This window comes from Schlesneria paludicola DSM 18645, assembly GCF_000255655.1.
Taxonomy (GTDB): Bacteria; Planctomycetota; Planctomycetia; order Planctomycetales; family Planctomycetaceae; genus Schlesneria; species Schlesneria paludicola.
Window position 1 is genome coordinate 72,105 of record NZ_JH636436.1, and the last position, 23,313, is coordinate 95,417.

A 23,313-nucleotide genomic window follows, 5' to 3' on the forward strand; every position below is an offset into this window, starting at 1 on the left:
CGGATGCCCGGGCGTCGACAGCAAGCCCGGATGCTCGTCGGATTGATCATTGGTGATCACAGGCGAATGGACGGTCGCCCGCGTTCGTCCTCGAATCGATGTTCATCTCACAGGTCTCCTTGATTGTCATCTGGTGGGCTGCCATGAACTGTCCGCAACAGGCGACGACCCTGTCTGCAAACAGAGCGAAACATCGCGATGCAAATTGGGGGATGATTCGCACAGCCAATGCTGTACGCCACAACTTGTGGCGGCATCGGTTCAGTAGTTCCCGGCAACTTCACCGCCGGATCGAGTGATGAGAAATGCCAGCACTGTATCATCCATGTTTTCGCTGAGAGCTTTGACCGATCCGTCGCCCATGACAACCTGTGAAAGTCCTGTATGGAATGAGTAGAACGCGCGATAACTGAGATTTGTACAATTGATGACACACGAGTTTCGATCGCCGTTCACATCACGGATATCGTTGTTTCCATCTCGATTGCCACCGTCGACCCATTGATCGTTGTTCGGATCGGCCCAGCCTCCTCCGCCGAAATGTGTTTGCTGATTGAGCAAGTTAAAGAAATTCGCGGCGGCGGCCGGGGTGTCCGTTGAAGGGGGGGACGTGTAGTTCTTGCCCAGTTCCCAAAGCTGATTTCTCGCGGCCAACTCCGCAATCATCATCGTGTTCGAAAGTCCGTCCGTGACCTTTGCGACGGTGGGCGAAGCGTCATAGCTTCCGGACGTCGACACCCCTGAAACAACGGCGCAAGAGTTGGCACTGCCGCAATAGAAGAAGCCGATCGTCCCTGAGGGCGGGACGCCCGCCGAGATCAGATTCGAACGGAGGGGCGAGCGGATATCACAATTGACGATATAGTCGCAACGCCCCCAGGTGGCGGTGATCGGTGTGCTGGGAACCACGCCACAGTTAAGCCCACCACCTGCGGCCACTGTTGCGTGACTCCAGGTGGTGGTGTTTGGAGTCGTCAGCGGTGTTGAAGGACAAACGAACGTGGGCAAACGGGTCGCGATCAGGCTCTTGTTTTGCAGTCCGGACCAGATTGGTTGAGTCACGTCAAAGGCGTTGGAGAGCGCAGCCTGATCGAGGAATGGCAGCAGGGCCTGTCCCCACGACTGTCCAAACCGCAAGGTGCTGGTTGACGTGTCGACATTCCAGAGTGCGGCAATCGGAAACTGTCCGTGAACATTCTCGTACGTGTGCATTGCCAGGCCGAGTTGCTTCAAATGATTCTTACACTGTGTTCGGCGAGCAACTTCGCGCGCTCGCTGAATGGCTGGCAATAGCAACGCAACCAGCACGGCAACGATCGCCGTAACAACGAGTGTCTCGATCAGAGTCATTCCACGCTGATGTCGTCGTGCCGCGATTCTTTTGCCACAGAGCATGAGACGCACTCGCACCACTTCGCGCGGATCGCACAGAATCGTGTCGTCAAGACGTCTCGACGATGGATGCGAATCGGCGACCGGTCAATGACCACCACACCAAACGGTCTTCTCAAAGCCAAATGAATCAAGATCCCCATCTCGGTCAACGGTCTCTGGAGGTGCCTGCGAGCGACTGAACGTTCGTAGAGAAACTCTCCTTCGACCACGCACTCGTTGCATTGTAGCACAAAGACGTCAGTCAGCCGCGCCGGCAGCTGGAGACGGATGTCTTTGTTGATGAAACCCTGGTGTAAACCAGTCACCGTCAAGCGGATCCTGGCTAATCAATTGAATCCGGGTATAGTTGGTTACGCGATGATCCGGGGTCTCGGGATAGATCCGCATCTCGGACAATTGCTGTGATGTCGGATTGATTCGAATTTCGATGCGACGGGGACCTTGCTTGGTATCAGGCTTTTTGACGGCGACCAACAGATTCGTCGTGGCGTCGGGGTGAAACAGTTCCAGGTTGTAGTCGGCAACCAGCCTTTTTTCCTGACCATCGAAAAAGCTCAGAACCGGCGAGAGATAATTCACGGCGGGCAGTACACCCGTGAAATGCATCTGATCGCCATTGACTTCCAGCGGTCGATCGGGGCGAATCGACCAACTGCTGGTTCCATCGCTGCCATTGATGAAATCGCCTGCCGCAGCCTTCCAGGAATAGACGAACTGTCGGCCGCCGCGCACATACAGCATCGCCTCTTTCGCAGGGCCATCCGGTGGCTTCGGACGGTTGGGGCCAGCATTGTTTCGCTCGGCTCGTTGAGATTGCTCGTCGACAAAACTCACTCGATATGTTCGATCTGCGGACTCTCGCGACAACATCGTCAATTCGTGGAACGCCGCGACCGCCGTCGCGGTGGGCGTTGTATTCTCTGCGGTCAACAGATAGAGAAAGGCGGCAAGGCACAGGCAGGCAGCGCTGGCGAAAATGGCCACTCGGCGCGTCGCCCGAGAACGGGGAGCGGTTGCGATTCGTACACTGTCAAGTTGATCGAGCGTCGCATTCAATGATTGGTATTCAACCTGAATTCGATTGTGCAGCAGCGTGGCCAGAGCGAACCGGCGTGCGTTGTCGGGGCTTTGCTTGAGCCAGTCGTTGAGCGCTCGTTGTTCGTCGACGCTCAAGCAAGCGTCTAGATGGCCATTAATCAAGTCATCAGGTTCGAGGTTCATATCGGTCACGGCATCTGAGAAAGGCCTTGTGTCACTTCTGAGTCAGCTTTGCTTTCGAATTGTCATAGTGAAAATCGAGTGTCCCTTCGGCCAGGATCATTCCTTTGGCGGCGTTCAGGAAATCGCGTCGAGTTTGCATGTCCGAGCTAAAAGCCAGTTCGTCTGACAATGCGTAGACGGTGAGATGATACTGACCAACGCCGACTTTTTTGGAACGTAGCGAATAGTACCCTTTCTTGCCGCTATCGTTATACCCTTCGACGCCGATGTCTTGAACGTCTTTGGGCAGCGATGTGATGTCCGCCGGGATATTGTAAATCAGCCAGTACGAGCTGGTCCACGCGGCATCGGCGCTGGGGTCATCGTACCGGCGCCACAGACTGATCGCGAAACTTTTTGTTTCCGGTGGTGCGCCGCTCCAATGGATCTCGGGCGACGAGCCCGCACCGGTGCTCGTGAATTCACGTGGACATTCGCTGTTCTGAGAGATGGCGGGACAGCTTACGGTCAGCGGTGCATGCCCCGCCGCAGCCTCGCTTGTGCTGCGCGTCGCTGACGTTGACTGCGATTCGCAACCCGACATCGCCACGAGAAGGGCCGCCAATATCAGCGAACACGGTCGACAAAGCCGTGAAGAATATGAACTGAATAACCGCATTCGAAAAATCTCCGACGTGATTTGATCCGCCCGTTGAGATCAGGCGGACAGGCACCTTGATTATTGCGACGTGATGGCCTTTTCGAATTCGGGCGAAGCCAGTCCCTGTTCGTTCAACAGGCGGCTAAGACGGTTGGTGTCCTTTTTGAGGACCTGGCCAGTTGGTCGCCGGGGGGCCAGCCTACTTCGCCTTCTCGGTCGACTTCGCCAGTTCGATGTCACCCAGTTCCAGCGGCTGATCGGGTTCGACCTTGATGACTTTGAACGGCTTCTTCTTACTTGAGTATTTTCCGCCGAGCAGATCTTTTTCACCCGATGGCAGCTGCTGCAGCATTTTGAACGACAACGCATATTCGCCGGGGGGAACGCCGTCGCCTCGTTCATAAGTATGAAGCGCGAACTTGCCGTCGCGTGTGGTCATGACGACAAAACCTCGCAGGATTTGTTCGCGTGACTCGGCGATCGAACTTTGAGGATCGTATTGAACCAGGACGTTCGGCGTCGGGACACCATCGACGATCACCGTCCCCGAAACTTTGGAGAGGGGCACCTTGTTCGAAATCGGCTTCTTGACGGGACCGCGCGAACAGCCCGAGGCGAAGCAAACAAGGCACAATAGTCCGACAATCGTAGTATTCTGACGAGACATCGATACCTCTCCGCTTCCCCTGCCGCTGCAGGGAGCAATGGATGCGATCAGGACGCTTGAAAAAGGCCGCGTGATTCGTCGTAAGTACGAATCACGCGGCTGCACCAACAGATCGTTGACGACGACAGACGCCAGTTGCAATTGGGGGGACGGGCACCTTGGCGTTTACGATGTCATGGCGTTTTTGAATCCTGGCGGAGCCAGCCCCCGTGCTTTCAACAGGCCACCGCAGGATGACCGCGTGAGCGATCAGAATTCGCCGATAACTTCACCGCCTGCACGGGTAATTAAACAAGCCAGCACCACGTCGCTGATGCTTTCACTGATCGAACGCACGGTGCCGTCACCCATCGCCACATGAACCGTTCCTGTATGGAACGAGTACAGCGAGTGGGCGGTCAGGTTACTGCAGTTGATCGCGCACGAATTCGTTTGTGATGGATCGCCATTCGCGGCCGAGTTGTAGCTGCCGACCATCCCGTTGCGGTTGGTACCATCCAGCCATTCCACATTGTTGGGATCGGCCCAACCACCACCGGCGTAGTTGTTCTGATTGGAGAGATACGCCAGGTAATCGCTGCTTCCCGAGGGATCGGCATCGGGATTAGAAGCGGTACGCTGCATCCCTTTTTCCCACAGTTGGTTTCGTGCGGCCTTCTCGGCAATCATGATGGTATTCGACATACCGTCGGTCACCTTGGCGATCTTGGGTGATCCGTCGAAGCTGGCTCCCGTTAACGCAATCCCCGTGCTGCTCACCACGGCAGCAGCGTTGGTGTCACCCATGTACCACATCCCGTGACGAGTTTGCGTACTGGCGTTCGGCAGGTCCTTGTACAGGGGGCTGCGGACGTCGCACAAAACGATGTAATCCGCGCGGCCCCACGATGGAACCACGATATCAGCGGGGGGATTGAATCCGGACGAAGGGCTGCCGCGCAGGGGCGATGCGAGCCAAGTTGTGGACGTCGCGGCAATATCGGGAGTGGACGGGCACTTGAACGCGGGCAGGCTTTTGGCAATCAGCGACTGATTCACGGCGCCCGACCAGATGGGCTGAGTCATGTCGAAGGAATTCGTAATGTTGGCCTGATCCATGAATGGCAGAATCGCCTGTCCCCAGCCTTGGCCGTAGGTCGGCGTTCCGACGTTGGAACTGGTCGCGTTGATGGTCCAGACCGCAGCCATCGGCAATTGATTGAACGAGCTTTCGTAGTTCATGATCGCCAGACCAAGCTGCTTCAGATTGTTTTTGCATTGTGTTCTGCGAGCCGCCTCGCGGGCTTGCTGAACGGCTGGTAGCAGCAACGCGATCAGGACCGCGATGATGGCGATCACCACCAGCAATTCGATCAGTGTGAACCCTTGACGCATTCGTGACGGATAGCCGCGGGGGAACAATCGCATCAGACGTACCTCGTTTTATGGACGACAAGAACAGTGGGCACCCAGATTGTGTGCCCGCACAGAAAGGACGAATGGATGTCGGCGCTATTGCCACGTTCGGTTTGGGAAGTCACGCCTCCGTTCGATCTCGACCGGTGGGGCGATACGTCGTCAGTTGAAACGCGGTCGTCGACGAAGGCGTCGTCGCTCGTCTGCAAAGAGGAATGGCGTTGTCGCCGGTGGGGCAAACGAGTGACGAGTCGTGTGCGATGGCCCGCACGTTATTCATGACGAGTTACAACGCGCCTTTGGCTTGCGCGACTTGTCGCTCGATACAGTTTCGCAATTGATCGCGGATTCGTTGCAGGGCTTTGGAAACGCGGTTGGATGTGATTCCCAGTGTGGTCGCGATTCCAGAAGGCTTCAGATCTTGCTCGTATCGTAAATCACACAAACGCCGATCACGTTCGCTCAATTTTTCCAGACAACCGCGTAGAAACTCGAGTTTATGAATCTCGCCATCGGGAAGTTCGCTGAACGCACAGGCCAACTGATCAACGGTAGAATCGTCAAATACCAGGCGATCGCGATGCGATCTTCGACGGTAAAGCCCCACCTGGTTTCTTGCGATACCCAACAACCAACCCACAAACGGCTTTTCGGGATCATATTTGTCGAACGATTCGACCACAGCGGCGATGACTTCCTGCATGATGTCGTCACGCGCCGCGAAGTCATGCACCATCGTCGACACAAACGACGAGACAATCGGCTGCGCCGACATCCACATTCGTGTGAGTCGCCTGGTCTTTTCGTCCATTGTTCGTCAATGCTTTGATCTGGCAGGAACGTTCACATTTCCGAAGAGGATCGTGCTGTGAAGTTCGGATTAGCGAACTGGCATATATGAATTATCCGCGAACGTTCAATCATGACGGAAAAAAATGGCTCGACTCAAAGATTTTTGAGGATTACACGAATTGGCGACTCCCGCCGTCATCTTGCGGAGCCCGATCCATGATCCATTATCGGAGGAAGTCGCCTTCCGTGAGTGAAATGGCCTCTGTCGGAAGTTTCCGTGGCACGAAGAAGAGGACGATTGCCGAGAGAAATCCGGTGACGATCGACAGATACCAAATCCAAAAGCCGGGCCCGAATCCGACCACAGGCGCGGTTGTTCCCGCTTCATCAATGTAGATCGAAGTGATGCCAAAGCTGGCCGACGCGAGGACCCAACTGGACGCAAGGCAACCGACCGCAGAGCCGGATTGCTGAAACATCAGCCCAATAATGGATTGGCCAACCATGCGATCCCTGCGGGCGAGCCTCCAATCGCCTCAAGCCATCCCAGCATCAAAATGGCGATTCCCCAGTAGCTTCCGGTCACGGTACTGCCTGGGGCGGGCCGGTATAGCAATGCGGGTAGTCCCAATGATGTGAAATAGCCGATCATACAAATGGCACAGACGAGAGCCGTCAAACGTGTCCGCATTTTGGGGTTCATCATGGGCTCGCTCGGTAGGAGTATTCCAGGTCTCGCGGCGAAACGACCATCCTCCGACGATCGAACGGCCAGGCGTCAATCAGCCAAACAGTTCCCGAATCGGGTGCCCGTCTTCCACCAGCGCGACCGGACGCCCCTGCGCGTCGGGTAACCGTAACTCGGGATCGATTCCCAGCGCATCGTACAGCGTCGCCGCCAGATCGTCGGGGCTGTGGGGCGGCGTCACGGCATAGGCCGCGTCTTTGTCGCTTTGTCCCAGCACGGTTCCTCCGCGGATTCCCGCGCCGGCGAGAACTGCCGGAAACAGCGTGCTCCAGTGATCACGACCCCAGTTGGCGTTCCCCTTCGGCGTACGGCCCATCTCACCCAGGCAGACCACCAGCGTGTCATCCAGCATGCCACGTTCTTCAAGATCGACAATCAGGGCCGAGAGTGTTTGGTCGAGTCCCGGCAACAGATGATCGCCGACCTCTTTGCTGTTGATGTGCGAATCCCAGCCATAACCATCGGGGGCATCCCAGTGCACGGTGACGAAACGCACGCCCTCTTCGATCAGCCGCCGCGCCATCAACGTCGATTGTCCGAACAGATGCCGACCGTATCGATCGCGTGTGGTGGCCGATTCTTGCCGTAAGTCAAGAGCCTGTCGGGTCCGTTCAGAACTGACCAGGGCCAATGCCCGCTGTTGAAACCGATCATAGGCCGACAGCACTTTTTCATTTTCAGATCGTTGACGCTGCTGATCGAACTGGTCGAGCAGCGAACGACGACGGTTCATGCGATCGAGTGTCAGTGATTCATGCGAAACCAGTCCGTCGATCTGAAACGTCAATTCCTGGTCCGTGCAGGCACGAATATACGGGTTGTCGTTGTTGTCCTTCTTGTCGATGGCGGTGGTGACGGGATCGTAGCCGCGCCCCAGCCAGCCAGCGTATTCGCCGGGCCGTCTAAGCTGGACCGAGAACGTCTGCAGGCGTCCCAGGCTGTTGGGAAGGACCACGTAGTTCGGCATGCCGCTGGTCGAGTTTCGGCTGATGGCATGCTGCAGGTGCGGATTCTGGGTCAGGTATTCGACGACCGATCCCATCGATGGCCAGTCTTGAGGGGTCGCATTGAAACCGCCTCCAATCGGAATATGCCATCGCTTGCCGGTCTGAATGTAGTGGCTGCCGACACTGTGGTCATTGAAGGCGTGCGACATCGTCCGTACGACGGCGAACTTGTCGGAAATGGCGGCGCAATGGGGAAGCTTTTCACAGATTCGCAGATCGGGCGTCCGACTGGCGATTGGCGAATATGGACCGCGAATCGTACTCGGAGCATCAGGCTTCAGATCGAACGTTTCCAGTTGGCTGGGGCCGCCAAACAGAAGCAGGAAGATGATATTCTTGGCGCGTGGTGTTGAGCCGGATGCGAGGGACTCGGCCTGCAGCACTTTCGGCAAGTTCAGTCCGAACAGCCCCGCGCCGCCCGCTTGAAGCAGTTCACGTCGTCCAATCCCCCCGCAGGCGGTTTGTGGTCGGCCCAGGATCTCAAGCATCTCGGCAATCCTTATCGTGAAGCGTGTGGACCAGTGGCTACGCGATCACGTCATGAATGACATGACCGGCGACATCCGTCAAACGGAAATCGCGACCCGCATAGCGATACGTAAGTCGTTCATGGTCGAATCCAAGCAAGTGCAACATCGTGGCATGCAGGTCGTGAACGTGAACCGGATTCTCAATCGCCTGAAATCCGAAATCGTCGGTGGCACCATGAACGACGCCCCCTTTGACGCCGCCACCCGCCAGCCAGCACGAAAATCCATAGTGGTTATGGTCGCGACCGCTGAGACTGGGTAATTCGGCGACAGGGGTCCGTCCGAATTCGCCCCCCCAGAGGATCAAGGTTTCGTCGAACAATCCGCATTGCTTCAAGTCCGTCAGAAACGCCGCGATCGGACCGTCCCAGTCGCCCGACAGTTTCTGGTGCTGGGCCTGCAGGGCGTCATGATTGTCCCATGGCTGGCCCGCGCCGCTCCAGATCTGAATGAATCGCACTCCGCGTTCGATCAACCGTCGCGTGATCAGAAGTTGGCGACCGTGGGTACCGTTTCCATACATCTCACGAACGTGCTTCGGTTCGCGATTCAGATCAAACGCTTCGGCCGCTTCGGTCTGCATGCGATAGGCGAGCTCGAACGATTGAATCCGTGCCTCGAGAAGTGGCGCGTGCTGACGTTCTTCTGCGTGAATGACATTCAGTTGTTTGACAAGGTCCAACTGCCGGCGCTGGTCGACCAGTGAGAGCCGCGAATTGCGAATGTTGGCGATGAGTTTGTCGATGTCGGTGTGATTCGTGTCGAGATATGTTCCCTGGCAGGCACCCGGAAGAAACGAGGAACGCCAGTTCTGGGTGGCGACGATCGGGTATCCGCCTGGGCACATGACAATGAACCCTGGCAGATTGCGATTCTCGGTTCCCAACCCATAGTTGACCCAGGCTCCAAAACTGGGGCGCGAGAGCCGTCCGTCACCGCAGTTCATCAGCATCAACGAAGGTTCGTGATTCGGCACTTCGGCGTGCAGCGAACGAATCACCGCAATATCGTCGATGTGTGCCGCGGTCTTCGCGAAAAGCTCGCTGACTTCGATGCCGCTTTGGCCGTACTTCTGGAATGCGAAGGGCGACCGCATGGCGGCACCGGTTTTGCGCTCCGTTCGCAATGTCGAAGTGGGCAAGGGCTTGCCGTGGTATTGGTCGAGCATCGGTTTGGGATCGAACGTGTCGACGTGGGAAGGACCGCCATTCATAAACAGATGCACAACATGCTTGGCACGACCGCGGAAATGTCCCGGTTTCGCAATCAATGGATCGACCGCATTGGCGTCTTGTGCTGACAATCGTCCTTCGTCGGCGAGCAATCCGGCCAGTCCGACCATGCCGAATCCCATTCCACAACGCGAGAGCATATCGCGTCGCGAAACCACAGGAACGGGGGGCGTGTGAACAGGCGGGGTGGAACCGGTTGGCATCATTTCAGGGGGCATTCGTCAAAAGTGTGCATCGAGGCAACGTCGAGATCTCAGCTTCATGAGACAGGTCGGTATCGCGACGTTCATTTTTCTCCCAAGGCCGGAATTCGGAGAAGCACAACCAAGTGGCAGCAGGCACAAGCGCCCAGGACCGCGACGGTCAATAATCCGAAAACTGTTGCAGGTTCGACGCCTGGCGCGAAGAGCACTCCCACGAGCATCATCGACAGCATGATCGATCCCAAGGTGAGCCCCACGGCCGTTGCGAAGGCACCCCACCGCAAATAGGTCGACAGCATGGCGCTGAGATGAATCACCAGCAGGAAGTTGGCGAGTGTCCACCAGAACCACGATTCATCCAGAACTTCACTCAACACATGATGCGATTCGTGCATCAGCAGAAATGCGGCCAGGATGGCGACCATTCCGGGGATCAGACCGCACAAACAACCTGCCACTTTCGAATAGACAATGTGCGGGATGGTCTGGGGTAACATCAAGAGGGAAGCGAGTGTCTGCTGACGAATTTCGTCTTGAAACAGTCGCGACAGACACATTGTGCAGTCGACCACAAACAGTGGTACGACAAAGAACTGATAACCCGAAGTGGCATCTTCCCACCGAACCTGTCGTGACCCCTGCAGTTCATTCCAGGGATAGATCGCCGCGAACGCCAGCCAGTATAGACCAATATACAGCGAGCACCGAACAGCAATGGCGAACCATCCACCCGCGACGAAATGAAAGTCTTTCCAGACGATGGCTGCATCCCAGGTGCGCCCCGCGCTGAACCAACGCAGGCGGCCCGTCTTGCGAGGGACCATCGCGCGCGTGGCACCATCCGTCACGGGTTCGTGCGAAACGTATCCAAACAGCCACCACGACAAGAAAAAGAGAATCACGGCACCCAGCAGGTTGGTCACGATCTGCGGCGTGATGCCTAGTTCGGTGGAGGAGTCGGTGACTTGGCCGAGCTGTCCAAAGACGTTCGATTGAGAAATCCATTGCAGGGGAAGCTCGATCACCGGCCTGATCGTTAACAGCCATCCAGGGACTTCGCTCGCCCCCGATCGATAGAACTCCAGCAGAAGTAGAGCGCAAATCGGCAGGATCGAATACGCCACCATACACAGCACAGTCAGTCCCGCCGCGTCGCGATTCCGGCGGCACAGGACCGAACAGAACAACCCGGCGTTCGCGAGCAGCGTGGTATAGGCGAGCAACGCCGCATACGCCGCGACGATCTGCGAAGACAACAGCCCCCCCAGCGTCACGGCCAGCAGTGTGAAGGGGTATTGCACGGCTAAAAGCAAAAAGACTTGAAACAAACGGGTCGTCGACTTGCCCAGCAAAATCCCCAGCGGACTGATTCCAGCCATGGTCATCAGTCCGAGTGTGTCCTCTTCTTTCTCTTCAGAAATGGCACTTGAGAAATAACTGATTCCCAACAGCGTCACGAAGAACGCGTCGGCATAGATGACAGAGCGAAAGAAGTTCAGTCCCGGTGCACCCATGATCATGCTCTGCACCTGGGCGATGCACAGGGCGGCATAGATGACCAGTAGCAACAGCAGCCAACACAAATGGACCCAGACGGACCGCGCGTCACCACGGAGCGAACGAAAGAAGAGTGCAAAGACTCCGTGTAACATGGTGAGCTCTACCAGCCTTTTAAATAAAAGAGACAACCACCTCGATCACATCGTTTCATTGGCATTCTCAGTTCGCGGTGAACAGGCTTCCTCTTACCTCGGCCGCACCCCCCTTGGTGCCTGTCTCTTCGAGCACCCAGGAAGCACATTCACCTACAGGTTGTTGTCACCTACCAATACCGTCCAATGCCGCAAAGCTTCGACCACTCATCATGCCTCATCAGAGCCCGAATGTCGATGACTGACACGGCAAACGCCGCGAAGGATTGCTCGAGACGAAAAGGCACTTCGGGTGGCCAGCAGGCTGGTGAATTCACGGGGACTGGCTCCGCCCAGACTCAAAGAGCCATGGCATCCCCGGACGCCAAGGTGCCTGCCCGTGCTCCCAGTAGGCTGTTGGGACGTAACCGTTCACTGACCGGGGACTGGCTCATTTTCCCGCGGTAAAGGGAAGGCTCGCCCTAGTTGATGCACTGCGGATTCCAATTGAACCGGGAAAATGTGCATGTCCCCCTCTCTTCGGGCTATGAACGGTTCCTCTTGGGCCCCCCCCAGATTACGCAACCGCAGTAGAGATCGTAATTCGCGCTAGTGGCGTATTTATCGCACTTTTTCATTTGACGAGTCGCCCCCCCAAAAAAAATGATCATCTTGATCGGGGTGATCGTCTTGGATGTTAATTCGTTTCATTTCAATGACTTGCGAGATCAAACAAGATGCTCATTTTGATCGCCTTGAGCAATATGCTGTCTCTCTGGTTCATTCGCCGAAGTTTGACGAACTTCGATGTCCCGCCGCACAATGAACGCTCACCACAATCTCGCATCGCTCGCTCCAATCACATCCCGCATTCCGAGTGTCGGTCACCATTTCCGAGTTGGGGGCTGACGCGATTTCCATCGCAGACAATACGCGACCCCAGAAGCTTCTTCGACGATCAACTGTTTGCCGTTGAAAATGGATCTGTCCCCCTCGCTGCCCCGTGACCGATTACCGACTCTTGTCGAAGCCATAGCAAGCTCCAGCCGAACATCATGCCTATCATAGGAATTATTCTCGTTTGGTCGCGATCAATATCATGGTTGTTTCCAAATGTTTGGAAACTGCCTCGCGATAGAAAGGTCGTTTTACAAGAACGCCGACTTTCTTCCGCCAAAGAAAAATCGCGATGACTTGCGAGATTGTTCACGGGACACGTTGCGGTGGAAAAATGGTTACCTGTGACCGCGATTTAATCTCATCGAGACGGGACGATGATGACAACAGGACATGAGCACACCATCTATCTCGCCGTTGTGAGTCCCGTATTGCTGTTGCCATTCGTGAGGTGGATTCCAGACTCGTTGATTGATTCGCCTGTGATTCAGTAAGTTGGCATTGCGAATGCAGCTTTAGCATTGATGTCAAGCATTCCGAATGAGCGATCTTCCAGCGAAATTAACGAAAGTGACAACGATGATTGAATTATTGCCGACAAAGATTGAACGATGTGCTCGGTCTGGATTCGTAGCAATTGCAATCAGCGGAAATTTGTTTGGATGCAGTTGGCAGTCAGCCACGACGACTTCTCAAAGAACGCGGAACGATGAAACGGGTCAAGAACTGGAAGTGACAAAAATCGCTCCACCCGCATCTTCGGTCAATAGTGCTGTAGAAGGCGAGCCGACAGTCATCATCAAAACGGTGCAGGAATTTCATGATTTGCTTGAACTGAACTCGTTCAATCTGAAACAACAATTTCCCACGGAGACAATCGAAGTTTCCGGAGTCGTTGCGGATCTGTGTATGGCGGAGCCGGGACATTCGACAGTCTGTCTCAAGAGGTCCTCGGAGCCCGAATCGATTAAAGATCTACATGCACCGGTCGAAAGTTTTAAAGTGGCAGAGTCTCAAGTCTGGGCTCGAATCTCTCGCGGTCAACTCGTGACTCTGCATGGACGCACCACAGAAGGCGATCACTTATCGGATTTCGTGTGGAGGGTGGTCAAACAAGACCGGCCTCAGAGCCTCGTCATGACGGCACAAGAGTTTTCAGATGAGTTTGCCAAGGATACAGAGGCGGCTATCAAGAAGTTTCTTAAGCATCAGTTCTATCTCACGGGCCGGGTCGGGTCATTTGAGAAGCTGGATGGCATCGGTGCTGCTGGTAAGCTTATTTTTAAGGTTGAAAGGGGATTGCCTCCGGAAGTGTTAACGTCGTACATCGATTGGGAAACGATTCAAATTGAGAATTTAAAGCCGGAATCACCGATCGCGGCTCTTTGCGAACTGTACTTCGGATATGAATTTGCTCCGACAGGATTGGATGAGCCGAATATCATATTGAGCGGGATTCCAATTACGGTTTCATTTCCGGTCCTAGGAGTTGAGTATCAAAAAGAACTCCCGTCAGGGACGGAAAATCGATCTGACTGACTGGATCTGCGTTTCCGATGACCGGCTCGGAAGCAGCGACGTTCGCATGACATCGGTCTATCAGCCTGTTGAAGTAACGGGGATTGGCTCCGACCAGATTAAAAAAACATGACATCGTGAATGCCGAGGTGTCTTTTCCCCTTACGTCGACAGTCTGATATCTCGTCAAGTTTCGCAGTATCCAATGCCACTATTTGAGGTCTCGCTCATGACAGTGATACAGTGCATAAGCAATGTTGTCCGTCGTCGACTGGTTTTTCTGGCCTGTGTGCTGGCCCCAAATCTTGCGCTCTCGCAACAGCCAGAGTTACGTGGAACCTACAAGACGTTCACTGAAACCAAGTACTTGCAATTCAGCCCTGACGGGAAATTCTTCGCGGCGAGTACTGGAGACGGGACGATCGAACTCCATACGTCCGCGGACGGTTCTGAATACGCTCGCTGTGGTCAGGCGTCGGGCGAGGATTCCCCGATTGCGTTCAGTATGGACAGTAAGACGCTTGTGTATGGGACCGATAATGGCCGTCTGGTGCTCTGGGATATAGAACAGAAAAAGCAAACCCGTTCGATTGATTTGACCGTTCGATTTACGTCTCTCGCATTCAGTCCTGACGGCATGCACCTGGCGTTTTCTCAACTCGACAAAGTGGCAGTGATGGATTGGGAGACAAAAAAGCTCCCACCGATGCTGGAGACAAAGCCAGGTGTGCTCCACGTGAGCTTCAGCTCGGACGGCAAATTGCTGGCGACGGCAAATAAGGGCAAAGTCGTCCGAGTATGGGATTGGAAAGCCAAAAAGGCCAAATGGACACTGAACTGCAAGGCCCGCGTTGCGAGCGTCTGCTTCAGCCCTGATGGAAAATGGCTCGCTGCGGCCAGCGATCAGGTCCAGATCTGGGACGTCAAAACGGGTAAAGAAAAGTTCACGCTGAAAGGCCATGGTAAACTCGTTGGCGCCGTCACGTTCAGTTCAGACGGAAAGTGGCTCGCATCCGCAGGCGAAGATGGAACGATTCGACTCTGGGATACCGCCACAGAAAAAGACAAATTCAACTTCAAGGCACACGACAAATATGTGACGGCTCTCGCCTTTGGTCCAAACAGTGACGTGCTTGCCTCTGGCAGCTTCGACAACACGGTCAAGCTCTGGGTGATTGGAGAATGATGGAGATTCAGGAAAGGCGTCCGGGGTGCGCCAGCAGAGGCCAAAGAATTGTCGCGAATGGAAGGTTCGTGCAAGGTAAGGTTTAGCGAATCGCCTTGGCCGACCACAGGCTCACTTTCCAAATCCCTGGTGCGGCCTGCGTTCGTCTTCGGCTAGAAGTGTCGAAAATCTCATGAAGAAGCAATTCGAAAATATGGACATCGAGTGTTGGGAACACCCTGCCGATTCCAAATTTGGTTGCCGATCTCCGTTTATTTGCCTGAAGGCGGGTTCAGTCCAATCATCGGATTTGATGGTCGCATTGATTGATGAGCTGAGTTCGTTGCCTGCTCCAGCTCAGCGGTCAATGACGCTTGTTTCAAACGACCGCTCCCGCAGTTGCACCAAAATCAGGTTCCTCATTTCGCCTGAAAGTGATGCATTGACTGAGATGTCGCTCACCACTGAGTCTGCCACTGCCATCTTTGAGTTCACGTCATGTGGATTGCAGCGTTTTCGACAGGCTGTACTGCAATGGAGGGATGGAATGGACGACTTTTCAGTCCATCCACGCAATGACAGTTTGGGGCGGAAAGATAGGCAGTCAGGCGAAGTCTGGTTTTGGGCGCCGGGCACTGCACCGTGAAGAGAAGAGGAAAAAAGGTGCCTGACACCTTTTTGTTGTCCCGCGTGACCGGGCAAACTCAAAGCGGCCGTCGAATGTCGATGTCGAAGCCGCATGCCTCTCAGGAGCTGACAGAACCTGGTGGTATGAGAGATTTTTGTGGTTTTCATGAAGAAATTCTCATTCACGCAACCGTCGTCTCCGCGATGACAAATTGGCGTCGCCGGATCGAAAAAACCGATTGACGGTGATGAACTTAAGACGTTAGTGTCATGGTTTGGGCTGCCGTATCCGTGCAGACTTGAATCCCGCATTACATTGCCATCGAACTCGTTGATTTGCCCGTCCTTACATCATGGGCTGCGTCGAAACTTCGTGGAGTGAAGTCTTCTTCAGTCTCGTTTAAGGTATTTCGAATGCTGCGCATGAAATGGATGCGGATCGTCAACGCTTTGATCAGCCGAGCCTTCGAGCCTTCCCGCAGGCCGCAAAGCCGACATCACTCAGAATTACGCCTTGCAGCGATCGTTGAGCCGCTCGAGCCAAAGTCATTACTGAGTGCGACTCCGATCGCGCTCGACACGACGATCAATGGAACCATTACGCCCGGGAATTCAGTTCAGTCCTATCAATTCCTTTTGACGAAAGAACAACTGATCCATATCAACCAGATCAGCGTTTCCACATCCGGCGATCCATCCAATGAAGTCGACAACGTCCAATGGAATCTGATTTTTGCAGACGGTTCCGGTAGCGAGATTTCAGCCAATACCGAAATGAATTTGCAGCCAGGCCTTTACACATTGATTGCCGGGGGTACAGGGCCGTCTTCGTCGTTGACCAGTTATTCCTTCAGCGTCGCGACTGACTCAACTCTTCCCACTGCCATCGCAACCGATTCGGTGGTCAACGGCAGCCTGGATCATTACAACCAACAGAACACCTACACGCTCGACTTGGCCCAATCGGCCCATCTCTGGTTTGACAGCCAGAAGAGTGACTACGGCTTGACCTGGTCGCTGGTGGTAAACAATCGACGAACAGGCAACACGTTCGACGATCCGAGCAATTCGGATTGGGGCGTTGTACCGGCTGGGTCTTATACGCTCACGGTGAGTTCGACGAATTCATACGGTCACATCGGAGCGTATTCCTTTGAAATTCTGAATCTTCATGATGCGACACCCATTTCCGTCGAGTCGCCCTTTTCAGGAGCACTGAATCCAGCAAATGGCGTGCAGGCGTACCAGTTTTCCGGCACAGCCGGACAGACGTTGACGATCGCCAACACGAGTTTTTCGCAAAGCAACGGGGCTACTTTCCAGGGCGCGAACTGGAAATTATACAGCCCCTACGAGAATGAAATTTACTCAAATTCGTTCAAGGATGACACCTTTCGTATCACGCTGCCCGATTCTGGCACGTATACATTGCTCGTCAACGGAATGGCTGCCAACACGGGTTCGATCAGCTATGCGATCAGCGTGAAGAATTCGGTTGATACTAACGCAGCCTTGGCACTCAACTCATCAGTATCATCCTCTCTCGCAATACCCGGTCAGATTCAAAACTACAATTTTGATTTAACGGCCCCGGCGCAACTGTGGTTCGACGGTCAGTCGGATACCAGCAATCTCAACTGGGTGCTGACCAGCCCGACTGGAAGTCTGAGCAAGCCAATCGCCCACGGTTTGTTTTCCGCCGGTGATCAGAATCTTGGGTTCTTGCCTGCGGGACACTACACGTTATCCGTATCAGGGCTGACGACGCAGCAATCCTACGCTGACGGTCGTCCGAAAATTCAACTAGGAAATTTTACAGGCACCTATTCCTTCAATCTGTTCAATCTCGCAAATGCCCCAACATTCGTGCTTGGCACCACGGTCAGCTCGACATTGAGTCCTGCGAATTCGATGCGGGTTCACCAGTTCTCAGGAACCGCGGGTCAAGCGCTTTACTTCGCAAATGCCGCGTTCTCTTCGACCGATACCTCGGCGGCGAACGGAGCAGCCACGTGGGCTCTGTATGACCAAGCGGGAACTCAGATCTTCGCGACAAACTTACGTTCCGATGGGGGACGAATCGTCCTTTCACATTCCGGCAATTATTTTCTCATTGTCTCGGGTGCCACGGGAAACAATGGGACAACGACCTACTCGTTCAACGTAGATCCCACCGGAGATTCGACGTCCGCGATCAGTTTGAACACTCCTATTTCTGGCAGTCTGACGCACGCAGGCCAACAGGTTCAATATACAGTCACTCTGGCAGATCTCACAAAATTGTGGTTCGACAGCCAGTCAAGCACCCCAAATTTGCAATGGCAGCTTTCATGGCCAAACGGCAACGTTCCGTTTGTGCCCGCAGGTCAAAATTTTCAACAGCAGACGCTGAGCCTATTCAGCAGCGACGATCAAGTCTCTGGGGTGCTGCACGGTGGGACGTACACATTAACCGTCAGCGGAATCGGGAATGCAGTTGGTAGCTATGCCTTCAACCTGCTCGACATCGGCGCTGCCACTCCAATGACCATCGGCAATTCCAGTACTCACACAGGTCCAACGATCACAGGCACGCTCAGTGTCCCCAGTCAGACGAACTTGTATGCATTCACGACCCCCGAGTACGCCTATTACTATCTGCACAATCTCACGCTCACGCCGAATGCATCCGTCAGTTGGCAACTGCTTACGCAGTATGGCTGGTCATATTCACGTCAACCCATCACAACGGATGATAACTTTTTGCAGAACACGGGCGGGTATATTCTGGCCGTGAGCGGCGCATTGAGTAACACCGTCTCAGCGAATTACACCTTTCAAGGCAACTTTCAATTTAGTCTGGGACCTACGGCTCCGGTCGTTCCTGTGACGTCGACACCAATTTCCCTAGGGACAACTTACACTGCCGGATCTGGAGTGATTTCGAGTGGAAATTATGGGTTCACATTGACTGAAGCGACGGACGTCTGGTTTGACGCGACAAACAACAACGCCGTGAATTGGGGTATCACTGGAACCAATTTTTCGTTTGGATCGTCGTACACGCTCATGGGGACGACCCACGTAGGTCTGATGGCACCCGGCAATTATGTGTTAAACATTAGTTCAAACCAACCGATTCTTCCGAACGCGTTCACGTTTCGCTTAGTAAACAATTCGACGGCATCACCGATCACGATCGGCACTTCCGTAACGCCGACTCAGCCGCCAGCCGCAAATCTGCAACTTTATCAGTTTACGACGACGTCTCCCCAAATTATCTCTGTTCACAATCTGACCCTAGGCCAGATGGACAGTTCTCTAAAAGTATTTTTGTACGATTCGTACGGCTCATCCGTGCCGTTTGGGGGCAATAGCTCTCAGAGTACGTTCGCTTTGAAAGCGGTGGGCATCTATACCCTGGCAATCGTCGGCACCAGCAAAACTTCGTTCGTTGTTCAGCCAACCGTGACGACAATCCCGCTGTCGTTGAATACACCGAAGTCTGGATCACTGACCAGCCCCTCGCAAATCGACAGCTATACATTTACTCTTTCGGCGCCCAGCACAGTGAATCTGAATCTGGTCGCTCCGAGTAATGTCACCTGGTCGATCTCGGGGCCTACCGGCACAATCGTTTCATCATCAACGTCGCAATTTCACTTGGGCGGAATCGAATTGTTGGCGGCGGGAACCTATACGCTGTCCGTCACCGACCTGCTGCTCAGTGCGCCGGTGAATTACAGCCTCAATTTGATGAAGGCCACCAATCAAACCGTGATGACTGCGGGAACGCCCGTCACGGGTACGCTGAGTCCCACCACTGCGACGCGGTTCTACTCGTTCACCGCACTGTCTTCACAATCATTGAGCATTTCGTCTTCCACCGTTTCGACGACGGGAACCGTAGGAACCGGTTCATGGATTCTCTATGACCCCAGCGGAATTCAAATCGCTTCCAATTCGATCGCGTCATCGCTTTCCAATCTCGCTTTGCAGTCCACGGGGCTCTATTCGCTCGTCGTCTTCGGGGCACCTGGCGACACGGGAACAATCACCTTTTCGATGAACATCGGACTTCGATCACTCATCACGCCTATTCCCTTGCAACTGAATTCACAGGTCGCTGGAGTCATCAATTCCACGAGTCAGTTGGACGCGTACACCTTCACGCTCACCGTCCCCACGCATTTGTATTTCGACAATGTGAGTTCGAACGGCAGCGTCAGTTGGAGTATGAATAACGCCGACGGATCATTGTTTCAGAACGCGTTTGGCTACGCATGGAGTTCTTTTTATGGCCAGGACGTGGATCTTGGGATCGTGCCGGCCGGCCAATATCAACTTGCCACTTACATGTATCCAAACGCAGCGACGTTCGGCATCTCACCGCCTCAGTCGTATGCCTTCAATTTGCTGAGTTTTGCGAACGCCACACCCGTTTCCATGGGGACGACGGTCACCACTGCGACACATCCTTCAACGTCGACGCAGCTTTATCAGATTTCTGTGAGCGGCGATCAGGCGATCGAACTTCAATCACAGATCCTTTCGTCGACCGACACATCTGCCGCACACGGACAGGCACAGTGGACACTCTACGACGCTGACGGAGTTATTTACGGTACGACGGATTGGACAAATCGTCTCGATCAATATTCTACTGACGGAACGGCGCGGTACGATGTGCATCCCGGGGTCTATACCTTAATGGTGTCAGGGGACGCCGCGGAAACGGGCAATACAAGTTACTCGTTTAGCCTCTTGCCATTTTTGGATCGTCAATTTCCGCTGCCATTCAATGACATCGTCACAGCATCAAATTCCACGTCTGGTCAGCGGCAGGAATACACTTTCACTCTGACAGCTCCGACGGATCTTTGGTTTGATAGTCAGACCAGCATCACAAGCTCCCCGAACGTGTTTTACGGCATTCGGAATGAAAATGGAGACCTGTTTTCGTACCTTCAGAATACTGACAACTCAGAATTGTCACCATTTGGATCCGGCGACTTCCATCTCGGAACGCTGCCCGCGGGCCGATACACATTCTACGAAACGGGAGAGGGAACGTATTCGTTTCAGTTGTTGAATCTGGCCCTTGCAACCGCAATCACTCCAGGTACTCCGATCAACGTGGCCTTGAGTCCGGCCAATTCGACGCAAATCTTCCGCTTCACAGGGACCGCAAACGAAGCGGTGTTCCTAGGGAGTTCGGGATTTTCAACAACTGACAGTTCCGGCCAGAATGGTGTCACCTATTGGTCATTGATCAATAGCCGCGGCCAATTGATCGACAGCGGGAATCTGGAGACGGGTGCCTCCCGAGTCTCATTGCCGACGACGGACACATACTATGTCGTCATCGAAGGTGGAATCGCCAACGACGGCTCCACGACATTTGCTCTCGGCGTTACGCCGATCACGGATCAATCCAGAGCCCTGACGTTGAATTCGACGGTCTCAGGAAGCATTGTCGCACCGGGACAAAAGCAATCTTATACGTTTTCTGTCACGACGACTTCGCCACTGATTTTCGACAGTGAGACCAATGACGCCAAATTGTCGTGGCAATTGACCAATTCTTCCGGCAACGTGACGAACTCAGGCGGTACCCCAACCCAATTCAACAACGATGATGTGTTCCTCAAACATCTCGTGCCAGGATCCTACACGCTGACAGTCTCTGGAGCCGGTGCTTACACGGGTTCATTTGCGTTCAAGCTGCTCTCGCTGCTGAGCGCATCGGCGATCTCAACGGGCACCGCCAGTTCAACTACGGGACCGACGGTGGCTGGTACCTTAAATCCTGCAAATGGCGTCAACCTGTATGCTTTGAGTGCCGTGGCCGGCAGCCAATTGTTGTTTGACAATATTTCGATTTCCGCGAATTCGAATGCCAACTGGCAATTGATTGATCCTTATGGGACGTCTGTTTTCAACTCATCGTTGGGTGCAGATCAGGCGAGCGTGAAAATGTACTTCAACGGTACATACACGCTGGTGATTTCGGCACCTGTGGCAACAACCGCCGCCACCGCATACAGCTTCCAGATCAACTATCAGACTCCGGCAACGCCTACGCCGTTCACGGGAATTCCGCTGACGTTGGGGACCACTTACACCAATGCCACAAATCCAATTGGTGGATCGTATGAGGTGGACTATGCCTTTTCATTGAGTTCGGCGACGAGCCTGTTTTTGTACGGATTTTCTGACAGCACGACCACGTGGAAGCTGATTGGCCCTCAAGGTGCCATCACGTTATCGGACTGGAGTACGTTGTCTCAACAGACTTACCCCTACAACAACGGGCCGTATGTTCAAAACAAACGCCTAGGTGTACTGCCTGCCGGTTACTACCAAATCCAAGTGCATGGTGCGATTGGTGGACAATACCGGTTGGCGATGCTGGACCTGGCCAGTGCAACGAGGTATACGCCGGGAACATATGCGAGCGGCAGTTCGAGTTCCGATGGATTTGCCCTCTATCAAATTTCGGCGACAGCGGGTCAAGTTTTTGATGTGTCCTCGTATGGTGTTTTGAATTCAATTCCGGTAGCGGATCAATATGGAGCGATCGCAGGGTTTTTGCCCAATTACTACGGATGGCCGTTCTACCAAGTACAACTGATCATTCCCGAAACGGGAATCTACACCTTCGCGCTCGGCAGTTCCTCTGGGTATTCGTTCAACCTGGCGCCTGAGGTTCACAATACGATTCCGCTGGTGCTCGATACGCCTGTCAGTGGATCCATTACCAGCGGGCAGTACGACGACTACACCTTCACGCTTACGCAACGACAATCGTTATTTTTTGATTCGTTGACAAGCAATTCCAGACTGAATTGGGTCTTGAAGGACTCGACCGGCTTGTCGATCGACGGTGGCTCCGCTAACGATCTTCAATCGGACCTTGCCATTCGAGCGTTGAGTCCCGGCGATTATACATTGTCGGTTTATGGTACCAACGGCAGTACGGGCGACTATTCATTCAAACTATTGACCATTCCAAGCCAACCTCGAGTTGTTGCCAGCGCGTTGAGCCATGCATTCACGGGAAATCCAACGGCCGTCACCGCGAACGTGATCGATCGATATTCGGGACTGAACGTGCCCGGCACGATCACGTATGCCTACTTCAATGGGCCAACCGTCGACGGAACGGGCACGACAACGTCCCCCACTAATGTGGGGACCTATACGGTCGTCGCCACATTCACCAGTAGCAATGCCAACTACGGCAATGCATCGAGTGCTCCCGTCACGTTTACGATCACAAAGGCCCTTCCGGCGGTTGTCGTTACGAACTCAGGTGGCACTTTCAACGGTAATCCATTCCCGGCAACGGTGAAGGCAACTGGCATCGGCGGCGCTGCGGTGAGTGGCTCGACGAGTTTCATGTACTATGTTGGGACCAGCGTCAGCGGCATAGGCACGACAACCGCCCCAACCAACGCCGGTACTTACACGGTCGTCGCCACATTCACCAGCAGCAACGCCAACTACGGCAACGCATCGAGTGCTCCCGTCACGTTTACGATCACGAAGGCCCTTCCGATAGTTGTCGTTACGAACGCAGGTGGGACTTTCAATGGTAATCCATTCCCGGCAACGGTGAAGGCAACTGGCATCGGCGGGGTTGTGGTGAGTGGCTCGCCGACAT

14 protein-coding genes are annotated in these 23,313 nt (G+C 54.3%); 3 read left to right on the forward strand and 11 right to left on the reverse strand.

Annotation, left to right across the window (positions count from 1 at the left end; all coding sequences use genetic code 11):
- Positions 1–261: 261 nt before the first annotated feature.
- From OSO_RS0133275 to OSO_RS0133335, 11 genes are all read right to left on the reverse strand, one after another.
- Positions 262–1,350: a DUF1559 family PulG-like putative transporter gene (locus OSO_RS0133275; RefSeq protein WP_010587195.1), complete on the reverse strand. Its 1,089-nt coding sequence runs from the start codon at positions 1,348–1,350 to the stop codon at positions 262–264.
- 282 nt (positions 1,351–1,632) lie between these two features.
- Positions 1,633–2,616 (reverse strand): hypothetical protein, encoded by a 984-nt coding sequence (locus OSO_RS0133285; protein WP_010587197.1) that lies wholly within the window; start codon positions 2,614–2,616, stop codon positions 1,633–1,635.
- 31 nt (positions 2,617–2,647) lie between these two features.
- On the reverse strand, positions 2,648–3,199 hold the full coding sequence (locus OSO_RS0133290; protein ID WP_029247741.1) for a YbhB/YbcL family Raf kinase inhibitor-like protein: 552 nt from the start codon (positions 3,197–3,199) through the stop codon (positions 2,648–2,650).
- A 256-nt stretch (positions 3,200–3,455) separates the two neighbouring features.
- Positions 3,456–3,923, reverse strand: coding sequence for a hypothetical protein (locus OSO_RS0133295; protein ID WP_157605820.1), 468 nt, complete (start codon positions 3,921–3,923; stop codon positions 3,456–3,458).
- Positions 3,924–4,172: 249 nt separating this feature from the next.
- The gene (locus OSO_RS0133300) at positions 4,173–5,330 is read right to left on the reverse strand and encodes a DUF1559 domain-containing protein (RefSeq protein WP_010587200.1); all 1,158 of its coding nucleotides are present in this window, start codon (positions 5,328–5,330) and stop codon (positions 4,173–4,175) included.
- Positions 5,331–5,604: 274 nt separating this feature from the next.
- Positions 5,605–6,129: a sigma-70 family RNA polymerase sigma factor gene (locus OSO_RS0133310; protein WP_010587202.1), complete on the reverse strand. Its 525-nt coding sequence runs from the start codon at positions 6,127–6,129 to the stop codon at positions 5,605–5,607.
- A gap of 205 nt (positions 6,130–6,334) precedes the next feature.
- A complete protein-coding gene (locus OSO_RS0133315) occupies positions 6,335–6,616 on the reverse strand; it encodes a hypothetical protein (RefSeq protein WP_157605822.1) in 282 nt (93 codons plus the stop codon).
- Positions 6,589–6,816, reverse strand: coding sequence for a hypothetical protein (locus OSO_RS51100; protein WP_010587204.1), 228 nt, complete (start codon positions 6,814–6,816; stop codon positions 6,589–6,591). Before OSO_RS51100 ends, OSO_RS0133315 begins: the two co-directional genes overlap by 28 nt.
- Before the next feature lie 76 nt (positions 6,817–6,892).
- Positions 6,893–8,353 (reverse strand): DUF1501 domain-containing protein, encoded by a 1,461-nt coding sequence (locus tag OSO_RS0133325; RefSeq protein ID WP_010587205.1) that lies wholly within the window; start codon positions 8,351–8,353, stop codon positions 6,893–6,895.
- 37 nt (positions 8,354–8,390) lie between these two features.
- Entirely contained in the window at positions 8,391–9,737 is a 1,347-nt protein-coding gene (locus OSO_RS0133330) for a DUF1501 domain-containing protein (protein WP_010587206.1), read from the reverse strand.
- Positions 9,738–9,913: 176 nt separating this feature from the next.
- On the reverse strand, positions 9,914–11,482 hold the full coding sequence (locus OSO_RS0133335) for an ABC transporter permease (protein WP_010587207.1): 1,569 nt from the start codon (positions 11,480–11,482) through the stop codon (positions 9,914–9,916).
- A gap of 1,608 nt (positions 11,483–13,090) precedes the next feature.
- On the opposite strand from OSO_RS0133335, the gene OSO_RS0133355 reads away from it, so the two are divergent.
- The 3 genes from OSO_RS0133355 to OSO_RS46135 form a co-directional block, all read left to right on the forward strand.
- Entirely contained in the window at positions 13,091–13,897 is an 807-nt protein-coding gene (locus OSO_RS0133355; protein WP_157605824.1) for a hypothetical protein, read from the forward strand.
- Positions 13,898–14,105: 208 nt separating this feature from the next.
- A complete protein-coding gene (locus OSO_RS0133360) occupies positions 14,106–15,062 on the forward strand; it encodes a WD40 repeat domain-containing protein (RefSeq protein WP_010587210.1) in 957 nt (318 codons plus the stop codon).
- Between the two features lie 1,020 nt (positions 15,063–16,082).
- On the forward strand, positions 16,083–23,313 hold a 7,231-nt coding region (locus OSO_RS46135; protein ID WP_010587213.1), incomplete at its 3' end, for a hypothetical protein.

Coding starts and splice junctions, on each gene's coding strand:
- OSO_RS0133275 (WP_010587195.1), bottom strand. CDS start 1,350: ATGACTCTGATCGAGACACTCGTTGTTACGGCGATCGTTGCCGTGCTG.
- OSO_RS0133285 (WP_010587197.1), bottom strand. CDS start 2,616: ATGAACCTCGAACCTGATGACTTGATTAATGGCCATCTAGACGCTTGC.
- OSO_RS0133290 (WP_029247741.1), bottom strand. CDS start 3,199: ATGTCGGGTTGCGAATCGCAGTCAACGTCAGCGACGCGCAGCACAAGC.
- OSO_RS0133295 (WP_157605820.1), bottom strand. CDS start 3,923: ATGTCTCGTCAGAATACTACGATTGTCGGACTATTGTGCCTTGTTTGC.
- OSO_RS0133300 (WP_010587200.1), bottom strand. CDS start 5,330: ATGCGATTGTTCCCCCGCGGCTATCCGTCACGAATGCGTCAAGGGTTC.
- OSO_RS0133310 (WP_010587202.1), bottom strand. CDS start 6,129: ATGGACGAAAAGACCAGGCGACTCACACGAATGTGGATGTCGGCGCAG.
- OSO_RS0133315 (WP_157605822.1), bottom strand. CDS start 6,616: ATGGTTGGCCAATCCATTATTGGGCTGATGTTTCAGCAATCCGGCTCT.
- OSO_RS51100 (WP_010587204.1), bottom strand. CDS start 6,816: ATGATGAACCCCAAAATGCGGACACGTTTGACGGCTCTCGTCTGTGCC.
- OSO_RS0133325 (WP_010587205.1), bottom strand. CDS start 8,353: ATGCTTGAGATCCTGGGCCGACCACAAACCGCCTGCGGGGGGATTGGA.
- OSO_RS0133330 (WP_010587206.1), bottom strand. CDS start 9,737: ATGGTCGGACTGGCCGGATTGCTCGCCGACGAAGGACGATTGTCAGCA.
- OSO_RS0133335 (WP_010587207.1), bottom strand. CDS start 11,482: ATGTTACACGGAGTCTTTGCACTCTTCTTTCGTTCGCTCCGTGGTGAC.
- OSO_RS0133360 (WP_010587210.1), top strand. CDS start 14,106: ATGACAGTGATACAGTGCATAAGCAATGTTGTCCGTCGTCGACTGGTT.